18 protein-coding genes are annotated in these 21600 nt (G+C 73.8%); 13 read left to right on the top strand and 5 right to left on the bottom strand.

Translation table 11 applies throughout. The features are described 5' to 3' along the window. The first annotated feature begins 142 nt into the window (after window positions 1-142). From ADK65_RS25425 to ADK65_RS25390, 8 genes are all read left to right on the top strand, one after another. Window positions 143-2203, top strand: a complete 2061-nt coding sequence (locus ADK65_RS25425) for a condensation domain-containing protein (protein ID WP_053672962.1) — start codon at window positions 143-145, stop codon at window positions 2201-2203. Between the two features lie 104 nt (window positions 2204-2307). Next, window positions 2308-2532 carry an acyl-CoA carboxylase subunit epsilon gene (locus tag ADK65_RS25420; RefSeq protein WP_053672960.1) on the top strand — a complete coding sequence of 75 codons (225 nt, stop codon included), beginning with the start codon at window positions 2308-2310 and terminating at the stop codon, window positions 2530-2532. 287 nt (window positions 2533-2819) lie between these two features. Beyond that, window positions 2820-3677 carry an AfsR/SARP family transcriptional regulator gene (locus ADK65_RS25415; RefSeq protein ID WP_053672959.1) on the top strand — a complete coding sequence of 286 codons (858 nt, stop codon included), beginning with the start codon at window positions 2820-2822 and terminating at the stop codon, window positions 3675-3677. A 74-nt stretch (window positions 3678-3751) separates the two neighbouring features. Beyond that, window positions 3752-4477: a phosphopantetheine-binding protein gene (locus ADK65_RS25410; RefSeq protein WP_053672956.1), complete on the top strand. Its 726-nt coding sequence runs from the start codon at window positions 3752-3754 to the stop codon at window positions 4475-4477. A gap of 22 nt (window positions 4478-4499) precedes the next feature. Beyond that, entirely contained in the window at window positions 4500-6407 is a 1908-nt protein-coding gene (locus ADK65_RS25405; protein WP_063788053.1) for a polyketide synthase, read from the top strand. Continuing rightward, window positions 6404-7246 (top strand): 4'-phosphopantetheinyl transferase family protein, encoded by an 843-nt coding sequence (locus tag ADK65_RS25400; protein ID WP_078956135.1) that lies wholly within the window; start codon window positions 6404-6406, stop codon window positions 7244-7246. Before ADK65_RS25405 ends, ADK65_RS25400 begins: the two co-directional genes overlap by 4 nt. 234 nt (window positions 7247-7480) lie before the next feature. Then, window positions 7481-8302 carry an AfsR/SARP family transcriptional regulator gene (locus tag ADK65_RS25395; RefSeq protein WP_053672952.1) on the top strand — a complete coding sequence of 274 codons (822 nt, stop codon included), beginning with the start codon at window positions 7481-7483 and terminating at the stop codon, window positions 8300-8302. 112 nt (window positions 8303-8414) lie between these two features. Continuing rightward, window positions 8415-9086 (top strand): acyltransferase domain-containing protein, encoded by a 672-nt coding sequence (locus ADK65_RS25390; protein ID WP_159038820.1) that lies wholly within the window; start codon window positions 8415-8417, stop codon window positions 9084-9086. A gap of 14 nt (window positions 9087-9100) precedes the next feature. Here the strand turns inward: ADK65_RS25390 and ADK65_RS25385 are convergent, their stop codons facing one another. Together ADK65_RS25385 and ADK65_RS38635 are read right to left on the bottom strand one after the other, a co-directional pair. After that, a complete protein-coding gene (locus tag ADK65_RS25385) occupies window positions 9101-9313 on the bottom strand; it encodes a hypothetical protein (RefSeq protein WP_053672948.1) in 213 nt (70 codons plus the stop codon). A gap of 345 nt (window positions 9314-9658) precedes the next feature. Then, window positions 9659-9940 (bottom strand): hypothetical protein, encoded by a 282-nt coding sequence (locus ADK65_RS38635; RefSeq protein WP_053672945.1) that lies wholly within the window; start codon window positions 9938-9940, stop codon window positions 9659-9661. A 412-nt stretch (window positions 9941-10352) separates the two neighbouring features. On the opposite strand from ADK65_RS38635, the gene ADK65_RS25375 reads away from it, so the two are divergent. Together ADK65_RS25375 and ADK65_RS25370 are read left to right on the top strand one after the other, a co-directional pair. Next, window positions 10353-11666 (top strand): aminotransferase class V-fold PLP-dependent enzyme, encoded by a 1314-nt coding sequence (locus tag ADK65_RS25375; protein ID WP_063788052.1) that lies wholly within the window; start codon window positions 10353-10355, stop codon window positions 11664-11666. 236 nt (window positions 11667-11902) lie between these two features. After that, window positions 11903-13138 (top strand): helix-turn-helix domain-containing protein, encoded by a 1236-nt coding sequence (locus tag ADK65_RS25370; RefSeq protein WP_053672941.1) that lies wholly within the window; start codon window positions 11903-11905, stop codon window positions 13136-13138. A 577-nt stretch (window positions 13139-13715) separates the two neighbouring features. Here ADK65_RS25370 and ADK65_RS25365 read toward each other — a convergent pair. Further along, complete coding sequence (locus ADK65_RS25365; RefSeq protein WP_053672939.1) at window positions 13716-16382, bottom strand: AMP-binding protein; 2667 nt, start codon at window positions 16380-16382, stop codon at window positions 13716-13718. A 335-nt stretch (window positions 16383-16717) separates the two neighbouring features. Between ADK65_RS25365 and ADK65_RS25360 the strand changes: the two genes are divergently transcribed. Continuing rightward, a complete protein-coding gene (locus ADK65_RS25360) occupies window positions 16718-17182 on the top strand; it encodes a nuclear transport factor 2 family protein (RefSeq protein ID WP_063788051.1) in 465 nt (154 codons plus the stop codon). Between the two features lie 27 nt (window positions 17183-17209). Beyond that, window positions 17210-17593 carry a hypothetical protein gene (locus ADK65_RS25355; RefSeq protein WP_053672937.1) on the top strand — a complete coding sequence of 128 codons (384 nt, stop codon included), beginning with the start codon at window positions 17210-17212 and terminating at the stop codon, window positions 17591-17593. A gap of 173 nt (window positions 17594-17766) precedes the next feature. On the opposite strand, the gene ADK65_RS25350 is transcribed toward ADK65_RS25355, so the two are convergent. Then, on the bottom strand, window positions 17767-18999 hold the full coding sequence (locus ADK65_RS25350; protein ID WP_053672934.1) for a M20 metallopeptidase family protein: 1233 nt from the start codon (window positions 18997-18999) through the stop codon (window positions 17767-17769). A gap of 262 nt (window positions 19000-19261) precedes the next feature. Beyond that, window positions 19262-20611: a lysine N(6)-hydroxylase/L-ornithine N(5)-oxygenase family protein gene (locus ADK65_RS25345; protein WP_053672932.1), complete on the bottom strand. Its 1350-nt coding sequence runs from the start codon at window positions 20609-20611 to the stop codon at window positions 19262-19264. A gap of 310 nt (window positions 20612-20921) precedes the next feature. Between ADK65_RS25345 and ADK65_RS25340 the strand changes: the two genes are divergently transcribed. Next, entirely contained in the window at window positions 20922-21566 is a 645-nt protein-coding gene (locus ADK65_RS25340; RefSeq protein ID WP_053672929.1) for an FMN-binding negative transcriptional regulator, read from the top strand. Window positions 21567-21600: the final 34 nt, after the last annotated feature.

Genomic DNA, 21600 nt, shown 5'->3' with positions numbered 1-21600 from the left:
CTGCGAGGTACCGGGTAGGGGGCGGGGTGCGGAAACGATGCCAGAGGAAGGCGGGGGAGCCGGTCCGCCGCGGCGCTAGTCAGGCCGGGGGACGACCGGTCCGCCGCGCCGCGACGGTGGTTCCAGGCGCCCGGGAGAGCGGATGAGCAGCCATGACGCGCAGCCAGGGGCCGTGTTGGCCGTGGTCCACGAGCCGGGCGGCGCGGCACCCGGCTCCGCGCTGGTCTTCGAACTGTGCGCGCCGCTCGGCACCGCCCAGGCCGAGGCGGTCGCGGCCAGGATCGCCACCCGGCACCGCGCGTACTCCGTCGCGCTGGAGGAGGCGGCGGGCCGGTACCTGGTGCGGCTGAGCCGGGCCGGCGCGGCGGGGGGCCCGGAACCGGTGCCGCTCACCGCGGAGCTGCTGGCCGACCTGCTGCAGCCCCCGTGCCTGGGCACCGTCCCGGTGACGGGTCACCAGCGTGAGCTGCTGCTCGCCGCCGTGAACCGGCCCGGCGCGGCCGGCCGCCACATCGAACAGCTCCACTGGTCCTGGACCGGCCCGCTGGACATCGGCCGGTTCACCGCGGCCTGGCAGTCCGTCACCGACCGCGAAGTCGTCCTGCGCGCCTCCTTCGACTGGACCGGCGCCCCCCGGCTCGTCCTGCACGAACGGGCGGCCGTCGAGGTCGTCCACCACCGCCACACCACCGTGGCCTGGAACGACCTCCTGCGGCGCGACCGGGCGCGGCAGTTCGCCCTGCACCGCCCCGGGCTGCTGCGCGTCAACCTGCTCGACGGCCCGCCGCAGCACGATGCGACCGGCCGGGCGACAACGACCCGGATCCTGCTGAGCTACCCTCCCGCCCTGCTCGACGAGCGCGGCGCCCAGCTGCTGGTACGGGAGTTCTACCGCGCCTACCTCGCCGACGGTGTCGTGCCGGGCGGCGAACGACGGCCCGACATCCGCGACCACGTGGAGTGGCTCCGCAACCAGGACACCGACGTCGCACGGCGCTTTTGGACCACGGCCGCCCCGCCCGCGAACGCAGCGGTGAGCCCCGGCCGGCCGGGTGGGCGCAGCCGCAACACCGGCCCCGGACGCATCCAGCGTCGCCTGCGCCCCCAGCAGACCGCGCGTCTGCGCTCCTGGGCCGCGGCCTGGGGCGCCGGCGAGAGCAGCGCCCTGCACGCGGTCTGGGCGCTGCTGCTGTACCGGGCGGCGGGTGTGCGGGGCCCGGCCCCGGTCAGCTTCGGCATGCACCTGTCCGGCCGCGACCTCATGCTGCGGGGCGCGGCCGACATCCCCGGGCTGCTCGGGAACCCGCTGCCGGTGACCGTCACGGTCGACCCCACCGCCCCCCTGGTGGACCTGCTGCGGCAGGTGCGCGACGCCGCGCTCGACCTGAGCGCCTACCCCTGGGTCTCCGGCGACCTGATCCGCGAGTGGAGCGGCCGGGACCCCGGTGACCGCCTCACCGACACGCTCGTCCGCTTCGACACCCGGCCCGAACTGCCCAAGTCGCTGAGGTCGGAACTGACCGCGCAGGGCATCCGGGTGGACGTGCCGCAGAGCGTGAGCAGCGACACGAGTCTGCCGGTGACGCTCGTCGCGCGGCACGACAGCCAGGGCGGACTGACGCTGACCGCCACCCATGACCGGGCCGGTCTGTCCGACGCAGACGCCTCCGGGACGCTGTCGCAGTGCATGCACCTGTTGCGCCTGCTGCCGGACCACCACGATGAGCGGGTCACCGTGGCCCAGGTCCTCGACCTGCTGCGGGCGGGCGAGGTGCCGCTGGCGGCGCGGCAGGAGCCCGGACCGCGCGGTTTCGCCCTCGCGGTGCTGCGGGCCGGGGAGCCGGGGGCGGACGTCATCGTCCTGGTCATGGTCCCGGGCGTGCCGCCCGGTGCCTACGACCTGCTGCTCAGCGAGCACGACGGTCCGGAGCGGATCGTGTCCCTGGTCCTCGACGACGCGGGCGGCCTTCCGCCGCCCTCCGGTCTGCGGGAACTCGGCCTGCGGGAGGGGCCGGGTCCCGGACGCCGGCTGGTGCTGTGCGGGTGCGGGCCCGCGAGCCGGGCCGCCTACGAGATCGCCCGGAATGCTCCGTTCGGCACCGACGGGCCGACGACCGTGATCATGACGGGGGCGGGTGACGCCGCCGACAGCGCCCGCGCGCTCCTGCTGGCCCTGGAGTCCGTCCGCGTGCGCAGCGTGTGAACTCGCGCGGGGCGTGTGGCCCGGCCCGGCGGTGCGCGCGCACCGCCGCACGGCCGCCGCTCGAGCGCGATGCCCGACGATGACCGGGACGCCGGAGGAGGGACATGGGCGATTCGGACTGCGGGGCCCCCGGAAACCAGGGGGAGTTCGCCCTGCGCATCGTGCGGGGCCGGCCCGGCGAGGAGGAACTCGCCGCGCTCACGGCCGTGCTGCTCGTGTTGCGGTCGGGCGGGGCGAAGGCGGCCGAGGAGGCCGGAGGACCGTCGAACGACCCCGGCTGGTGGCGGGGGCCGGACGTGGCCCCACGGGCACCTCACGGTCCGCGGTGATCGGAACCACGTAAGACCGCACGGTCGCTTCCTCGCGGGAGCGGAGCTCCGGGACGGTTGGTTTTGGTGCGGGTCCTCGGCAACGGCTGGAGAGGCCGTCCATCGGGGGTCGAGTGGACATCCAGGGCGACAACGCTTGGACCCCAACGGAACTTACGACGTCTGACGTCGACGAAGCATTGCTTGCATAGGCCATTAAAAACAGCTCATGCGGTTTGTTATTGACATACCGCACATGCTGTTTTTTAATCGGAGGGCCCGCAGCGCACGCGAACGAGGGAGACGGCGTGGACATCGACGTACTGGGCGCACTGGATGTGAGGGAGAACGGGGTGTCCGTCGCCCCCACCGCGCCGAAGCCCCGCCAGGTCCTGGCCCTGCTGGCCCTGCACGCCGACCGGATCGTCCCGGCCGACTCGCTCGTCGAGGAGCTGTGGTCGGACCGGCCGCCGCGCAGCGCCCGCACCACCCTGCAGACCTACGTCCTGCAACTGCGCGAACTCATCGCCGTGGCTCTGGCGAAGGATCCCGCCCGGGAGGGCGAGCAGCCCCGGACGGCCAAGGACGTGCTGATCACCCTGCCCGGGGGATACCTGCTGGCCTGCAACGGCGGCACCAGTGACGTGCGGGAGTTCGACCAGCTGGCCGGCCAGGGCTACCGGGCCATGGACGCGGGCGACTTCACCGGCGCCTCCCGCCTGCTGGGCAGCGCGCTCAAGCTGTGGAACGGCACGGCCTTCGCGGACGTACCGAAGGGGCCGCAGCTGACCATGGAGGCCGCGCGGCTCGACGAGAGCCGCCTGTGCGCCCTCGAACAGCGCATCGAGGCCGGACTCAGGATCGGCCGCCACCGGGAACTGCTCGCCGAACTGACGGTGCTGACCAGCCGTCACCCCACGCACGAGAACCTGCACGCCCAGTTCATGGTGGCGCTGCACCGCGCGGGCCGACGCGGCGAGGCGCTCGGCGTCTACCAGCGGCTGCGCACCAGCCTCGTGCGTGACCTCGGGATCGAACCCTCCCCGCGCCTGCGCCGCCTGCAGCACTCGATCCTGGCCGCCACCCAGGACGGCATGCCCGTGCCGGTGGTGCCGGGCCCCTCTTCGCAGCCCCCGCCGGAGCACAGCCTGACCCCGGCCGGCTGACCCGCACCACCCGTCCCTTCCCGGGAGAGCGGCACCGCTTCCGGGAGACCGGTACCGAACAGGAGGCGTCCGCCTTGACCAGCCAGCCGCAGACCGTCCCGCCACCGGGCCCCGACGGCCCCACGGCCGACATCCTCGCCGGTCTGACGGCCGTGCTGGCGGACACGCTGGACGTCGAACCGGGCCGGATCGACCCGCGACAGCCCTTCCAGGCGCTGGGTGTGGACTCCATCTTCGCCGCCGAGTTCGTGGCGGCCCTCAACGCCCGCTTCGGCACGGCCGTCACCGCGGCCGCGCTCTACGAACACCCTGCTCCGGCCGACCTCGCCCGCCACCTCGCCGCGGCCGGCGTCCAGGGCCGTACCGGGGTGCCCGGCACGTCCGGCGTGCCGGCCCGGTCCGGTGCGGACGCCGTCCTCGCCGGTCTGCGCGACCACCTGGCGGCGACCGTCCACTGCGACCCCGCCGAACTCGACCCGGAGGCCGGCTTCCCGCTGCTCGGTCTCGATTCGATCCTGGCCGCCGAGTTCGTGGCCGCGGTCAACCGGGCGTACGGCCTCACCGAGCGGCCCGTCACGCTCTACGACCACCCCAGTCTCCGGGCCATGGCGGAGTACATCGCCGGTGCCGCGCCGGGCGTTCCGGAGGCGGCCGGGAGCCTTACCGGGGCGGGCGCCGCGCCGCACGCGGCGCGGAGCGACCTCACCAGGGACGAGGTGAACGCGCTGCTCGACGCGGTGCGCGACGACATGCTCACGGTCGACGAAGCGGTCACCCTGCTGACGCCGCGGCCCGCCTGAACGGGGACAGCACGTGCAGACCATGGACCACAGGGACATCCTGACCCGTTTCAAGAACGGTGACCTGGGCCGCGAGCAGGCGGCGGCCCTCCTGACCGGCGCGGCCCTGGACCCCGGGGCGGAGGCCGCGCCCCACCCGACGACGGTGGCCGAGCCGCGTGCCGCCGTGTCCCAGCCCCCGCCGGCGCGTGCCCTGACGACCGCGCCGGCGGGCGTCGCACGTCCCGCCCCGGCGGACGGGTACGCCATCACGGCCGTACACGGACGCTTCCCCGACGCGGACGGTCTGGACGCCTTCTGGCACACCGCGCTGCTCGGCGGACACGACGCCGGGCAACGGGCCTCGGCCGCCGGGGAGAAGACCCCGGTCGCCGGTGAGGGGCATCCGGACGAGGGTGACGTGCGGCGGACGGGCCGTTTCCTCCGGGACGCCGACGCGTTCGACGCCGTCTTCTTCGGGCTCAGCCCGCAGGACGCCGCGTCGATGGATCCGCGGGAGCGGATCCTCCTCGAAGCGCTCTGGCAGACACTGGAGACGGCCGGCTGCACCGGCGCCCGCCTCGACACGCTCACCGCGGCGGACGGCGAACCGCGCAGCGTCGGCGTCTACGTCGCCCACGCCCCCGTCGGCCACGCCTCGACCGCCGCCGGGTCGCGTCCCGTACCGTCGGCCGGCTGCTGCGCCGGTGCCGGTCTGCCCGCGCGCCTGTCCACCCTGCTGGACCTGCGGGGACCCGGCCACTGCGTCGGCGGCGGCGAGGCGTCCTTCCTCGTCGCCCTGCACCAGGCGCTGTCCGCGCTGCGTGCCGGGGAGTGCGGTGCCGCCCTGGTCGGCGCCGTCGACCTGCGGCTCGAGCCCTCGCGCCGGCACCCGGGAGGCGGCGAGGGCGTGGGGGCCGTACTGCTCCGGCCGCTCGCTGCCGCCCAGGCCGCCGGCGACACCGTCCACGCGGTCGTGCGGGCCACGGCCGTCGCCCACCCCGGCCGACGCGCGCCGGCCGCCGCCGCCGACCGGCTGGCCCGCCGGGCCCTGGCCGCGGCGGGGGTCACGGCGACCGGTGTCGCGCTGCGGGAGACCGAGGCCACCGCGGCGGCCACGACCGGCGGCACCGGCGCGGCGACCGGACCGGCGGCCCTCGTGCGTGCGGTCCTGCAACTGCGCCACGGCACGCTGCTGCCGGCCCCCGGCGACTCCTCGGCCGTGCCGTGGGCACGGCCGCACGACGAGTCGGGACGCGAACTGCCGCGCCGCGCCACTGTCGCCGTACGCCCGACGGCCGGGACCGCGGCCGCCCATGTGCTCCTCGAGGAGCCGCCGCGGCGCGGGCCGGGATCGATTCCGGAAGGGCGGCCGACCGGGCCGGCCACCGCGTCCGGGGATGAGGAGCTGGTGCTGCTGTCCGCGCCGACGCCGGAGCACCTCGCCGCCACGGCCCGGCTGTTCGCCGACCGGGCGCTGCCGGTGTACGGAGCACACAGCGGTGTTCAGGGCTCCGTACCGGACGATCGGCAGGAGCTCGCCGCACTCGCGCGTGAACTCAGGCTCGGCCGTGCCGTGAGGGACTGCCGCCTCGCCGTCGTCGTGCGGGACACCGGGGAACTGGCCGCCGCGCTCCGGGCGTTCGCCGACGACCGGGACGGTGCCGCAGCCGGCGGTCCGCGCCAGGGCGTGCGGCATGCCGATCTGCGCGGTGCCCACGGACCCGGTGTGCTGTCCGGCGACCTCCCCGAGACCCGCGCGTACCTGGCGGCGCTGTGGCGCGGGCGCCGGCTCGATGCCCTGGCGCGGCTGTGGCTGGCCGGGGTGGACGTCACGGCCGCCGACGCGGCCGGTGCCGCTCCGGTGCTGCCGCTGCCCACGAGCGCGCTGCTGCGCCGGCCGCTGCGGGAGGCCGGACGCCCGAGCACGGACGAGCCGGCGCCGTCATGACCGTCACCGAGCCCGAGACGCGCATTCCCGAAGGACTCCCGCCCCCGGAGCAGGCCCCTCCCGTCAAGTTGTGGCTGTGCCCCAACGACGATCTGACGCCGGCCCTCAGGGACCTGCTCGCCGCGCACTGGCTGGACGACCAGGAACGGCAGACGGCGGGCAAGTTCCTCTTCGAACGTGACCGTCGGCAGTACCTCGTGGCGCACATCCTCGTCCGGCGTGCGCTGGCGCTGGAGGCCGGGCTGGCCGAGAGCGAACTGGTCATGTGGCGCTCGCAGCGCGGACGTCCCTTCCTGCGGCCGGTGGCGGGCGGACTGCCGCGCGGCGGAACCCATCTGGACTTCAACCTCTCCCACGCCGGCGGCTACAACCTCCTCGGCGTCGTCCGCAGGCACCGCATCGGCGTGGACGTCGAAGGGCTCGACCGGGATGCGCGGGGCATCGACACCATCACGGGCACCTTCGCGCCCGAGGAACAGGAATGGGTGACGCGGGTGCCACCGGGCCACGCCCGTGACCGGCGGGTGCTGCGGCTGTGGACGCTGAAGGAGGCGTACTCCAAGGCGCTCGGACTCGGACTCGGCCTGCCCTTCGACGAGTTCGCCTTCACTCTCGACGACGACCGGGGCGTGACCGCCTTCCGCCCGCCGGAACAGGACCGGTTCGGCCGGTGGTGCTTCGTGGAGCTGGAGCCGGTGCCCGGCGTCCTGGTCGCGGTCGCCGTACCGGCCGGCGACGGACAGCCCGCCGTACTCCAGTTCCACCACGGCTTCCCGTGGGCCCGCGCGGCCCCGCAGGACATCCCGCTGCCCGAACCGGTGGGCGGCCCGGCCGTGTGACGACGCGCGGACCGGGTCGGACAGGCGCCCCGGTGAACGGGACGGACGGCCCCGGCCGGGCCGTCCCAGCACCCGGCACCACACCGCACGTGGAGCTCCGCTTGAGGGCGACTGCAGAAAAACGCTGGGGAACACGGACGCGGCTAGCGTGCTCGTGACGCAGTTTTCTGGCCATCGAAAGGAACTGGACAGAGGACTCGAGGAGCTCGACGAGCTCGACGAGCGGAGGACACCGTGAAGATTCAAATCCTGGGTCCGTTGAGTGCCGAGGTCAACGGGGGCTCGATCGTTCCGACGGCCGGGAAGCCGCGGCAGGTGCTGGCGCTTCTGGCGCTGTACCCGGGACGGGTCATGCCTGTGCCCACCCTCATGGAGGAACTGTGGGGCACCACGCCTCCCGCGAGCGCGCTGACCACCCTGCAGACGTACATCCTGCAACTGCGGCGGAAACTAGGCACGGCGATGGGACCCGGCTCACCGGCGGGCGCCAAGGACGTGCTCGCCACCCGGCACGGCGGCTACCTGCTGCAGATCGACGGCGACTGCGTCGACGTCCACCAGTACGAGAAGCTGGTGCGCGAGGGACGGACCGCCTTCGGGGCCGGGGACAACGAGATCTCCGCCGCCCGCTTCCGCGCGGCCCTGGACCTGTGGAGCGGCGCCCCGCTGGTGGACGTGAAGGTCGGGCCCGTGCTCGACATCGAGGTCGTACGGCTGCAGGAGAGCCGCCTGGTCACCGTGGAGCGGCGCATAGACGCCGACCTCCGGCTGGGCCGGCACACCGAACTCATAGCCGAACTCGCCGACCTGACGGCACGTCACCCCCAGCACGAGGGGCTGCACTCGCAGGCCATGGTGGCCCTGTACCGGTCGGGCCGGCAGGCGTCCGCGCTCGAGGTCTACCGCCGGCTGCGGATGCGGCTCATCGACGAGCTCGGAGTCGAGCCCTCGCCCCAGTTGCAGCGCATGCACCAGGCCATGCTGTCCGTCGACCCCCAGCTCGACGTCCTGGCGGGGCCGCGCAACACCTCCACCTTCGACCTGTTCGCCGCCTGAGCGGACCCGTGAGCCAGGGTACGGCGGCCGGGGCGCGGGAGGAGGCGGACCGATGAGCCGGGGCCGTGGCGGGAACGGGCCGGAAGCCTCGGCAGCACGTACACCGGTGCTGGTGGCGGGCAAAGGTGAGACGGCGGTGCTGTTCGTCGCCGGGCGGCGGGTGCGGCCCGCTATGGTGCGGTCCCTGTACGGGGCGTTCCCCGTCTTCCGCGCGCAGTTCGACACCGGGTGCCGGGTGCTCGACGCACGCCTGCCCCTGCCCCTGGCGGCGGCGGTCTTCGCGCCCGAGCACGGCGCCGACGCCGGGCTGCTGGACCGTGCGGACTTCGGCCGGGCCGCGCTGTTCGCCTACCAGGTGGCGCTGTACCGGACGTGGCAGGACTGGGGGATGCGCATCGGCGCGGTGGCCGGGGCCGGTTCCGGCACGGTGGCCGCGGCCCACGTGGCGGGCGGCCTGGACCTGGAGAAGGCCGTCCGGAACATTCTGACCGGGCGTCATGACGTGCATGACCGTCACGTCCCTCGGGCGCCCGTCCCCGCAGGCGGTGACGCGGAGGGCCTGTCGGCGCTGCGCGCGGCGGGCTTCCGGCGCGTGCTGGCGTGCGGGCCGGGCCCGCGGGAGGACGCGGAGACGGCCGTCGCGGTCGGCGAGGTGCCGGCGCTGCTGGCCGCCATGCCGCATCTGCAGCTCTCCGGTCCGCGCATCGACTTCGAGGCGCTGTGGTGGTCCCGCCACCGCGCCGACGTGCACGCCGTGCTCCGGCGGGTGCTGGAAGCGGCTTGAGGGACGGGCGGCGGTCAGCCGTCGAGTCGCCGGCGCACCGCGGTCGCGCCTCTGCGCAGACGCACGCGCGCGAGAGTCAGCAGGGCCGAGCAGACGGCCAGTGACGACTCGGTGAGCGAAGGGACGGCGGCCCCCGCCATCGGAGAGGGCGCGCGGCGGGGCAGTACGTCCTCCCGCGCGATCCCGAGCAGGTCGTCGTGCGGGCGGGACGGGAATGCCGTGGTCATTCGTCACCTCTTGGGCCATCCGATGTCGTCGTCGGACGGCACGTCCCGCTTCGGCCCCCGAGGTACGCATCCGCTCCTGGGGGCAGCACGCCGTGCAGGAACCGGATGCTTCATGGACGACTCCCTGGCGGGGGCAGGACAGCGCGCAGGCGCTTCCGACGTATGGCGCTGGAAATCCTGGCCGGATCCGCTAAAGGGCCGCTCGAGGAACACGTGAGAGCCGTGCGGACGCGCGCACGCGTCCGCGGATGCCACCCCGCCGCTCCCGAACGACCGAAGCCCCCGTGACGGCCGGCGGCCGACGGGGGCGTATCGGTGGGCGGGGTCCGGTCGCCCGGCGGAGGCTCAGGCGACGTCCTCGGTGGCGGTGGTCTTCGGGGCGACGGGCCAGCCGATGTCGTCGGAGGTGGCGCCCGGGGCGACGGGCCAGCCGATGTCGTCGGTGGCGGTGGTCTTCGGGGCGACGGGCCAGCCGATGTCGCCCTCGGTGGTGGCGGCGGCGGTGGTGGTGGGCTTCGGGGGGACGGGCCAGCCGATGTCGCCCGCGGTGGCGACGCCGGCCGTGGAGAGGACGGTGGCGGCGACGGCGGCGGCGACGGTCGTGACGGCGGCGGCGATGCGCTTCATGGCTGGCTCCTCGGTGGCAATGTCGTTTCGGTGCTTGGCAACTTCTTGCCAAGAGATTGGCAAGGAGGTCTCGGGAATCACTCGGAAATCAGTCGACGGATACTCGAGCAGGGCACCGAAAGCGCTCCTCGGCGCGGGGCGAGGTACGCGTTTTGCCATCACTAAGGCCCTCTGAACAGCGAGGACGCGAAATCTTGGCAGAACGGGGAACGGCTTGGCAACGCTAGGAAATCTCTGGGGAACGCGCTGAGGAACGCCTTTGCCGCACCCGGTCCGCAGCCCTCGTACTAGAGCGCCGCTGGAGCCGGCGTTGTCAATCCGCCCGAGAGTCTGGCAACTTATTGCCAAGCGAGAGGCAATAAGTTGCCAATATGCGCTCGCTGATCGGGGGAGGAGGTCGGAAGTGAACGCGATGCCTCACGGTGACCGGGGCCGAAGGGTCCACCTGGACAGCGCCGGCCTGGGCCGGATGACAGTCGCCGCCCACGCGGAACTCACCGAGTGGACACGGCACGAGGACCGCCATGGTCCGCACGAGGTGGACGAGCACGTCCATCACGTCGTGCGCCGCGAACTCGACGCGCGCCTGGCGGCCCTGCTGGGCACGCCGGCCGGCGACACCGTCCTGTCCACCGGCGCGGCCGACGCGTTCGCCACCTTGGTGCAGCGCCTCCCGCTCGGCCCGGGCGACCGGATCTGGACGACCCCCTACGAGGGCGTCGCCAACCTGACCGTGCTGTCCGCCCTGCGCGACCGGGCCCGGTGCCGGCTGGAGGTCGTACCGCTGCGCCCGGACGGCGACCTGGACCTGGAGTGGATGGCGGCGCACATCGACGACGACGTCGCCCTGGTGTCGGTGGCACACGTCCCGGCGGGCTGCGGCATCGTCGCCCCGGTGGAGGACATCGGCCGCATCCTCGCCCCGTACCGGTGCCTCTACGCCGTCGACGCCTCGTACGCCGTCGGCCAGCTCCCCGTGGACGCGGGACGCATCGGCTGCCAGCTGCTTACCGGGGACGGCTGGCGGTTCCTGCGGGGCCCGGAGTCGGTCGGGTTCGCCTACGCGGCGCCCGAGTTGCGTCGGGTACTGGCCCCGTACGGCATGGCACCCCTGGTTCCGCCGGAGGGCGCGCGCGTCGTCGCGCTGAACGCCGCCCTGGCCGAGCAGGAGAAGGCCGTTCCCACCGCCGGGGACCTCGCCGCCGTCCTGCGTGCCGCCGTGGAGGAGACGCCCGGCGCCGAGCTGATCGCCCCCGGGCGGGTCCAGTGCGGCATCGTCACTTTCCGGCACGCCGAGGTGCCCGCCGGACCGCTGCGCCGGGAGCTCGCCGCCCGTGGAGTCACCGCGGGCAAGACGGTCGCGCAGGAGACTCCGCTGTACCTGCCCGGACACGGAGTCACCGCCGCCGTGCGCGTCTCCGTCCACCACGACAACTCGGCGCAGGACATCGCCCGGTTCGCGGAAGCGCTCCGGGACGTCCTGGCCGGGCACGGGCACCACACCGTGCCGACGGCCGTCCGGGCGGTGGCGCCCGCTCCCGTGGCGGCGGCGGGAGCAGGGGCGGTGGCGGCCCCGGCGGCGGGACCGCACGCCGTGTCCGCCTTCCCGGCAGCCGAGGGCGGCGGCGCGGCCCCGGCGGTACGCGTCCCGCGTCCACGGCGGCGTACGGCCGGGCGACGGCACCTGGCGCTGGTGTCCGGCACCGCGTCGGACGGCACGGCCTGAAGCCCGGCGGGTGGGACCGGCCGCCGGCCGGGGCGCGCTCCGGCGGGCCGTGCCGTGCGCCCTGCGCTCGAGAAACGCACGAGAAACGCGAGAGGTCCGCACGAGACGATGCCACGGCGCCTGGCAAAACATTGCCCGGCTGTTGCCCGGCGCCCTACGCTCGTCGCGGCTTCGGACGGCTCGCCCCTTCTGCCTCGTGGCCACCCCCCACCCGCCTGCCCTCAGGGATTGGTCACATGCTGCAGCAGCCGGCTTTCGGCCGACGTCTCCGGAAACTGCGCCAGGCCCGCGGGCTGTCCCAGACCGCGCTGGCCGGTGACGGCATGTCCACCGGATACCTCTCCCGGCTGGAGTCCGGCGCCCGCCAGCCCACCGAACGGGCCGTCGCCCACCTCGCCGGACGGCTCGGCCTGGAAGTGGCGGACTTCGAGGAGCCCGCGGGCGGTTCACTCGCCCACGCGCTCACCCTGGCCGCCTCCACCGGCTCCGACGCGGCGATGGAAACCCTCCGCGAGGCCCTCGCCGCCGAGGGGCACGAGACGCCGGTGCTGCGCTGGCAGGCACTGTGGCACCTGGCCCGGCAGCGGCGCGTCCAGGGCGACCACACCGGTGAACGGGAGTACCTGGAGGAGCTGGTACGGCTCGGTGACCAGGTCGGGCTGACCGCGCTGCGGGTGCGCGGGCTGACCCGGTACGCCCGTTGCCTGCGCTCGCTCGGCGAGATCACCGGCGCCCGCGACGCCGCGACGACCGCCCATCGTCTCGCCCAGGAGGACGAGCTGGAGGCGGACGACCGTGCGGCGGTGCTGCTCGCCCTGGTCTCCGTGGAGGCCGAGGCGGGCCGGATGCCCGACGCCCGGGCCCACGCGGACGAGCTGGTCGCGCTGGTCATGGGCCGGTCGGACGCGGTGTGGGCCGAGGCGATGTGGACCGCGGCGGCGGTACTGGTCCGGCAGGGCGACCATGCCACCGCGCAGGCGCATCTGGAGGAGGCGCTGGAGAAGTTCGACAGCGGTGAGGACCTCGTGCTCTGGCTCAGGCTCAGGACCGCGACGGGCCGGCTGCACCTGCAGAAGCGGCCCCCGGACCCCGAGGCCGCCGAACGGTGCGCCACACAGGCGGAGTCGGCGCTCGCCTTCGTCGGGACGCCCGGCCTGCGCCAGGAGCTGACCGCGCTCAAGGCCGACCTCGCCTTCCTCACCGCCCGGTACGACGACGCCCGCGTACTGCTCGGTGAACTCGCCCAGGCGCAGCCCATGATGACCTACCGGGACCGGATGCGGCTGGACATCCTGCGCCACCAGCTGCGCATCCGCTCCGGCGACGACAGCGGCGTCCAGGGCCTGCGCGCCCTGGCCGAACAGGCCCAGGCCGACGCCAACATCGACCTGGCCGCGGACATCTGGCGCATCCTCGCCGAGTCCCTGGTCGAGTCCACCGGAGAGCGGGGCACGGCCGCGTCCGGGGCCTGACCACCCGGTCGGCCACGGGCCGGGCCCGGTGTGCGGCCGGCCCCGCCCGCTTCCCCGCCCGCCTCCCCTGCCGCGCGTGGGCCGCCGGCCGGGCCGTCCGCCTCCCGGGCGGAGCCGCCACCGGCGCGGGGAGCAGGGGCGGACAGCCGCGCACCCGAGGCGTGCCGGTGCTCGCCGGACGCCGGAGGCCGGACGTCCCGTGCCGGGCGCCGCCCCACCGACGGGACCGCCGGGACCCGGCGCGACGCAAGGGTCCCTCCTTTGCCGCGCCCGGTTGTGGCGGCGTACGTCCGGCGGCGGTTCGCGCGCGAGGGCCGACGTCCCGTCCAGGCTGCGCGGGTCGCCCGCCCGCCGGCGCGGGGACGGGCGGGCCACGGGCGGCGCGCGGTCGGCGGCGGGGTGGCCCGCACGGGGGACGGGGCCGGGGGCGCGAACACGGGGCGGTTGCAGGTGACGTTCATGGGATCCTCCGGAAGGCTCGTCGTCGGTGCGTCGTCGGTGCGTCGTCGGTGCGTCGTCGGTGGGTGCTCGGTGGTCACGTCGGTGGGTTCTCGGTAGGCGCCGGGGTGGGAGGGGACTAGAACAGGTCACCGAGGTCGTCGTCGAGGGGGCTGTGGAGGTGGCCGAGGCAGGGCTCGTAGGCGTCCTCGCCGTGGGTCTCGTACCAGCCCTCGGGGACGGCGGCCGTCGCCGGCCACAGGGCGCGGTGACCGGCCGCGTCGGTGAGGACGACGAAGGTGGTGTGCTCGCCGGCGAACGGGTCGTCGTGGGCCGGACCGTCCAGCACGCGCAGGCAGCCGTCCTCGTCGAGGCGGGCGGCGCGGCCGGTGCGCCACATGCGGGCGGTGCCGCCGTCCGGGCGGCCGAACGGGTCGGGCAGGAACCGTTCGCCGTCGCCCCCGGGCCCCCCGGCGTACCCCTGGGCCACGCCCGCGCCCGCGATGTACAGGGCTCCGGTCTCTCCCGGGCCCACCGGACGCAGCAGCGAGTCGAGGAGGTAGGCCCGGTAGCCGGGGGCGGGCCGGGGCGGGGAGCCGGGCACCTGCTCGACGACCAGCCTGCCCTCGGCCCAGCCGCCGCTCACGCTCAGCCCGGCGCCCTCCGCCCGGGCGAGCGTCAGCAGCGCGCACAGCACGTCGTCGGCGCCCCCCAGCACCATCCGGGCGCCCCGCCGGCGCAGCCAGCCCAGCACCTCGTGCGGCACGTCCCGGGTGAGCGAGCCGTCCGGGACATGGACGCGCGCGCCGCACACCAGGGCGCTCAGCAACCCGATCGCCGCGTCCCCGTCCGGGTAGCCGCGCACCAGCCAGGCCGTGTCCACCGGTGCGGCCCCGGCCGCCGCGGCGACGGCCTCGCCGCCCACCGAGACCGTGCCGTCCTCGCCGGGCACCAGCAGCAGCGGAGCACTGGGGCACGGCGGCCGGAGCCGGTCGGCGTCCGTCACCGGCCAGTGTCCGGCCGGCGGCAGCGGGCCGGCGCTCTCCTCGCGCACCAGCCGGGCCGCGCCGGGCACGGCGGGCAGCAGCAGGTCCGCGGTCTCGTCGAGCAGCAGCACCGCGGGGTGCGGTGCCTCGGCGAGGTCCAGCGCCGGGTCGACGGGCAGCAGCGCGGCTCCCGTCTTCACCACGGCCAGCGCGGCCACCGCGAACCCGGCCGGTGAGGACAGGGCGGTGAGCACACAGGTGCCGGGGCCGGCCCGGTGCTCCAGGAGCGCGTGCGCCAGCAGGTCGGAGCGGGCGTCGAGTTCGGCGTAGTCGAGGCCGGGCAGGGCGACCGCCCCGGGAGCCCGCGCCACCTGCGCCGCGAACAGCGAGGCCACGTCCCCCTCGGCCGGCGGCGCGTCCGCACCGGCGCACGCCCAGATCCCCGTACGCGGCCGGGTGTCCGGGCGGGTGGCGGTGACGGTGGGCGTGGACGGAGTGGACGGCGCGGGCGGCGCGGGGCGGGGCGCGGGTGCGGCTGCGCCGTCCGGGTGCGGCGGCAGGGTCTCCGGTGCCGTCCGCGCGGACGGGATCGCGCCCTCCGGCGGACGGGCCGGCCGGCGGTTTTGCGGGACGGCGTCCGGGCCGGCGTCGCGGCCCGCTGCCGCCGGGGTGCCGGCGCAGCCGGCCGCCTCGACGACCGGTGCCGCGTAGACGCCGGTGAGCGGGCCCGCGGGCACCTGCTCGGGGTCGAGCAGGACGAAATCCAGGAGGTCGGGGCGCTCGCCCCAGGTGGGCACGGCGCGGTATCCGAGGCGCTCGGCGGCCCGGCACAGCGCCTCCGGGGCGGGGGCGGGCGCGTCCTGCGGGGCCAGGTCGATGCTCTCCAGGGGGTCGAAGAGGGACTGCATGGCCGCGTACTCGTCGTGCACCCGGCGGTTGGGTACGGCGGCCAGGCGCAGCAGGGCGGGGCGCCGGGCGCGCAGGTGGTCGACGAGCCCGGCGGCGGTGGTGATCCCCTCGCCCCAGCGGGCGCGGGGCGCGGTGGTGAGGTCGGCGGCGGGTTCTGCGGTGGAGAGGACCACGTCGTAGCGGTAGCGGGTCAGTTCGTTGTGCTGGACGCCGCGCTTGACGCGTACGTCGACGGCGCGCACCGCGGGCAGGTCCCGGGCGAGGGCGTCGAACAGGGCGGGAGAGAGCAGCAGTTCGGTCTCCAGGGCGACCTCGCGCTCGACGCGGCGGCGCAGCGCCTCCCGGTCGCCCCGGGCGGCACCCGGCCTTGCCAGCGCGGTGCCGGTCCGGAAGCAGTGGGCGAGGTCGAGGTTGCGCAGGTCGCCGAGGAACAGCGAGCCGCCCGGGGCGAGCAGCGGCAGCAGGCGCTCGACGAGAGCGCGCAGGTGAGCGAGGTCCGGGACGTACTGGACCACCGAGTCGACGACGATCGTGTCGAAGTGCCCGGCGGGCAACCCGAAGGTGTCCTCCGCGCCGCGCAACTCGAGCCGGACCTTCTCCCGCAGGACCGGGTCGGCCTCCACTCGCGCGGTGAGCGCGGCGACGGCGGCGGGGGAGGAGACGGTGGCCCAGTACTCCCGGACCTCCTCGTCGCGGGCGAGGCGGGTCGGCAGCGTCCTGGTGGCGGCACCGATCTGCAGGACCCGGCGGCGCGGCAGCTCGCGGATCCGGCCGAGGGTGGCGTTCCGCCACTCCCGCAGGTGCGCCGGCGGGATCGGCAGGGCGTCGTAACTGCTGATCCCGCCGGTCGGGCCGTCGCCCGGCACGGTGGCGAGGGCGTCCTGCTGCTCGTTGAGGCCGGAGTCGAACATCGGCAACCCGCTCCTTAGGACAGCGCCTTCCGGCTGGGCCCGGCTTGGCAAAACGTTGCCCGAAGGTTGGCAAGGGCGTCTCGAGGTGATGTCTCGCACCGGTCGAAGGGCGGTGGATCGGCTGGTGGCACGGGATGCTCCGGCGCCCGGACGCGATGCGTCCGGTTGCCGGGGCGGCGTCGGCGGCCCCTCGCGGCGGGAGCCTTGAGGAGTATTTGAAGGATGCTCGATCCGGGCCTCAGAAACTGTCCGCACCGAGTTCGGATTCCTTGGAGCGACGCCGGGCCACCCCCGGTGTCGCTCCAAGGACACGGACGGAAGCGGAGGCTGAGATCATGACCGTCGAGCTGGTGGGCACCACCGTCGAACGCCCGCTCCAGAGCCGGACGTTCGCCGCTCTGTACGCGCAGGCGCAGGAGTTCTACGCGCACCAGATGCGGATCCTGGACGCGCACGACGCCGAGCGCTGGGCGCTCACCTTCACCGAGGACGCCGTCCTCGAACTGCCGTCCCTCCCCGAGCCCGTGCGCGCCCTCGACGGGCTCGCCCGCTACGTACGGTCCGGCGCGGAACGCCGGCGGCGGGCCGGCGGCCGCCTCGACCACTGGGTCGGCATGCTGGACGTACAGCCCCAGCCGGACGGAACACTGCACACCCGCTGTTCGGCCCTGGTGTACGTGACGCCGGGCGGGGGAAGCCCCAAGGGGCTGCGCGTGTGCGTCATGGAGGACGTCCTGGTCCGCACCGCAGGCGAGTGGCGCGTCGCGCACCGCCGGGTGACCCGCGACGACCTGGCCTGAACCCTCGACCGAGAGCAGGAGGCAGCCATGCCGGAGCTACGTCCCATCCCGGTACCGCAGGCGCGCGAGGACGAGACGACCGCCTCCCGGGCCTGGGCCGAGGCGCTCGCGATGACTCGCGGGGACGCGGACCGCCCCGACCGCGCCCGCCGCTGCCGGGGTGAGCTGGTGGCAGCCGCGCTGTCGGCGCACCGCACGCTGTCGCGGGAGTTCGGAGGGAGCGTGCCGGTCACGGCCCTCGGGCCGGACGGTGCCCCGCGAGGACTCGCCGCCTTCGTCGCCGTGTACGCCGTCCAGCAGGCGCGGGAGCAGAGGGATCAACGGGCGCGGCAGGAGCAGGAACGGGCGGCGCAGCGGGACTGGGGCAAGCGGGTACGGCGGGACGGGCGCGGGCTGGGAGAGGCGGCCTGACGCGGACGCCCCGGGCGACGCGTCTCGCCCACACGGAGCGGGCCCCGGTGCTGCGACGACGCCTCCGGCTTCGTCGTGCTGCCCAACAAGGAAGCCGACGCCTGCAGACGGCTGAGACCCCAGCCTTCGCGGGATGGGGCGTGATGCAACGGCAGCAGGTCAGGCAGTCTGCGCTAGCTGGGTCCGCCTGACAGGCCCTGGGCTCTGTGGGTGCGCTCCGCAATCCAGCCCGCCATCGCCCGCACGCCGACGCCGATGGCGCGCTCATCCGGAGAGAAGTCGGGGTAATGCGGATAGCTCGTTGTGATGGATGTGCCAGGTGCACGGACGCCGAGAAAGGTGTACGTACCGGGGATCCGGTTCAAGAAGAGGGCGAAGTCCTCGCCACTGAAGGGCGGGAAAGCGGCGCAGAGCTCGGTGACCATGTCCTGGCCGACGGTGCGGCGCAGGTGGTGGGCGAGCAGGCGGGCGTCGCGTTCTGAACAAACCATGGCCGGGAACGGCTCAGCGGGGAAGCTCACCTTGGCCCCCGCATATGGCATGGCCACTCGACGAATGCTTTCGCGTACCTGCACGTACCGCTCCTGCGGCCAGCAGCGATAGGAGACACTCACCTTGGCTTCCTGCGCTGCTGCCCGGACGGCCACGAACCGGGCCAGCGGCCCGTCGGGTGTCTGGGCGTCAGCGACGATCCGCTCCAGGTCGGCTGGTGTCCGTGGTAGATCCACGGTTGCGAGCGCGCCGATATCGACGGCCAAGCGCCGCGCGGCATCGAGTGCGTCCGGCCCGGAGAGGGTCACCTCCGCCTTGTCCTGGCCCGGCATCCCATAGCCCGGAGTCACGGCGAACCGGCCGACTGGGAACGGCCCGCAGTGCAGGGCATGGATTTCCTCGACGTACTCGTGCTCCAGCACACCTGAGTCGATCAGTGCGCGGGCACCGGACAGCGTCTCCTCGGCAGGCTGGAAAAGGAAGACCACCGTTCCGCTCAATTGCCGCCGCAGCCGCGCCAGGACCCGCGCGACGCCGATACCCACCGTGGTGTGGATGTCGTGTCCGCAGAGATGGGCCGGCGCGGGACCTCCTCCGACGATGTCTTTGGGCGGAACCGCGTCCATGTCCGCCCGATAGGCAACGGTCCGGCCTGGACGCGAGCCTCGCAGGACCCCGACGACCCCGTGGCCGCCCACTCCGGTGGTGACAGCCAGCCCCGCCGCCCGCAGCTCCCGGGCCACCACCATGGCCGTGCGCTGTTCCTGCCCCGGGGGCTCAGGGTGCCGATGGATGTCCCGCCGCAGCTGAATCAGCACGCGGTCCAGACGCGCCGCCTCGGCGGCCACCGCCGCATGCTTCACCGGCCTTCTCCACCCACCGGCGACGGCCTTCCCCGTGCCTCCCCACACCATCCCCGCGCCGGCCGCCGCTGCGCCGGCCAGTAACGTGCGGCGCGCGAGCGCGTGCTCTGTCGGACGATTCACTGTTACCCCTTTGACCCAAGTCGTCTTCTGGGACACACAATCGCCGCGCACCGATGTCATTGCCCATCCGGTGAGCCACCCCTTGGCGGTGGGGACAGCCACACCAGGAGACATCTCCGCATTGAGGTTGATGCTCCTCCGGTCTCGGTCCCTGACCGTCAGGACAGAACCGGGGTGCGGAAACACGTACTCAGGCGGCCGAGGAGACCTCCTCCACCGAGTGGGTGCGGCCCAGCTCCCGCTCGGCGCGCCCCAGCACGATCGAGTCGGCGATCTCACCGCTGCGTACCGCCATGTTCGACAGCAGGGCCGACGTCAGACCGTGCGTGTGCTCGGTGCCGCCCTGGAGGTAGACGCCGCAGGTCAGTCCCGATGAGGACACGAGGCGGTAGTCGCGCTCTACCCGGTGCCGGCCCGACGCGTCGCGCGCGAAGTGGGCGTCGAAGTCGTCGCCGAGCAGGCGGGCCGGGTCCACCCCGTCGTAGCCGGTGGCGAACACCAGCGCGTCCACGGCCAGGTCCTCCGTCCGGTCGTCGAGCAGCGAACGCAGCACCATCCGCGTGCCCTCGCCGGTGCTCTCGACCTCGACGACGCGGGTGAGGTTGCGGAAGTGCAGCCGCTGGGTGCCGCGCACCTGCTCGTCGTACGACCGCTGGTACAGCGCCCGGATGACGTCGGTGTCGACCACCGAGTAGTTGGTGTTGCGGTGGTAGCGCCAGAACGCGTCCCGGGCCCGGTCGGTGCCGTAGTAGTACTCGTCGACCGCGCCGGGGTCGAAGACCTGGTTGGCGAAGGGGGTGTCGTCGGCGACGGAGTAGCCGTAGGACGGGATGACGGCGGAGACCTGCGCGTGCGGCAGCGAGTCGTAGAAGAACCGGGTGATCTCGGCCGCGCTCTGGCCGGCGCCGACCACCGCCACGCTCTTGAGCTCCCGCGGGTCGCGCGCGTTGAAGCTGCTCAGGAACTGCGAGCTGTGCCACACCCGTTCGTCGGCCGTCACGCCCTCCGGCAGGCGCGGCACCAGACCCGTGGAGATGACCACGTTGCGGGCGGTGACCACGCTGGTGGTGCCGTCCCCGGCGCGCACCTCGATCTCCAGGAGGTCGAGGGTCCCGCCCCCGGGGGCGGGACGGATCGAGGTGACCTCGGTGCCGTAGGTGACCCGGTCGCTCAGGCCGGCGGCCGCCCACTCCAGGTACTGGTGGAATTCCTGCCGGGTCGGGAAGAAGTCCTGGTTGTTCACGAACTGCACCAGCCGGTTCGAGGCGTGCAGGAAGGAGATGAAGCTGAACCGGGACATCGGGTTCCTGAAGGTCGCCAGGTCCTTCAGGAATGAGATCTGCATGGTCGTGGACGGCAGCAGCATGTTCCGGTGCCAGCCGAAGGTGGGCTGCCGCTCGAAGAAGTGATACTTGAGCGGATGCTGTGGAGCGCTCGCCTCGTGCTCCTCCAAGGCGATCGCGAGCGACATGTTGGACGGGCCGAACCCGATACCGATCACGTCGTAGATCTCTTGGTGGCGCCTGCCCGTTATGCCCATGGAAAATTCTCCCGCTTACGTCTGGAAAACTCGACCGGTGGCCCGAGAGACCGTTCTGTGCTGCTGCTCCGAGGAGCACGAGGAGCATCTCAAAGGCAACTTGAAGACGGCATGAAGACCATTCGAGAGCTTCTCGAGGTGCGCGATATTCGAAAACATTGTCCTGTCGACGGGACGCCGGTATGGTCGGCAGAGATTTGTCATGACTCCGCGTGACGCGGCCGACGGTGTAAGTGCCCGGAGTAATGCGATCAGTCACACTCTGAGCCTCAGTCATGCCTTGAGTCAATTGCCGAGAGGGTGAACCCGGATGTTCGTGCCCAGTTTCTATCGCGAACCGGATAATTCGTGGATGGTGGATCTGGTCCGTGGTAATCCATTGGCACTGGCCGTGTCCAATGGGAGTCCCGAGGACGGTCCTTTAGCCACGCATCTGCCGGTCATATTCGACCCCGAGAGGTCCGGCGACCGGCCCGGCCGGCTGCCGGGGGCCACGCTGCTCGGGCACATGAACCGGGCGAACCCGCACTGGTCGGCCCTTCGGACGGGCGGCATCCTGCTGCTGACGTTCACCGGGCCGCACTCCTACGTGTCGCCCACGACGTACCGGACGACCCCGGCCGCCCCCACCTGGAACTTCACCGCGGTGCACGCCCGGGGCGTGGTGGAGAAGATCGACTCGACTCGGGAGACGCTGGAGGTGGTGCAGGCCACCGTGCGTGCCTACGAGGGGGAGTTCGGCGACGGCTGGGACATGACCGAGTCGGTCGACTACTTCCGCAAGATCCTGCCCGCCGTGGGCGCCTTCCGGTTCACGGTGACCGGGGCCGAGGGCATGTTCAAGCTCAGCCAGGAGCAGCCGGCCGAGGTGCGCGAGAGGGTACGGGAGTCGTTCGGGCAGAGCGGGTGCCGGTACAAGCGCGAGACCGCCGGGCTGATGAGCCGGCTGCCGTGACCGCCCGGGGCCACCGGTGCCGGGACTCCCGGCC

Source organism: Streptomyces sp. NRRL B-1140, assembly GCF_001280065.1.
Taxonomy (GTDB): domain Bacteria; phylum Actinomycetota; class Actinomycetes; order Streptomycetales; family Streptomycetaceae; genus Streptomyces.
Note: the sequence above shows the minus strand (reverse complement) of the source record. Positions and strands in the feature narration are given on the sequence as shown.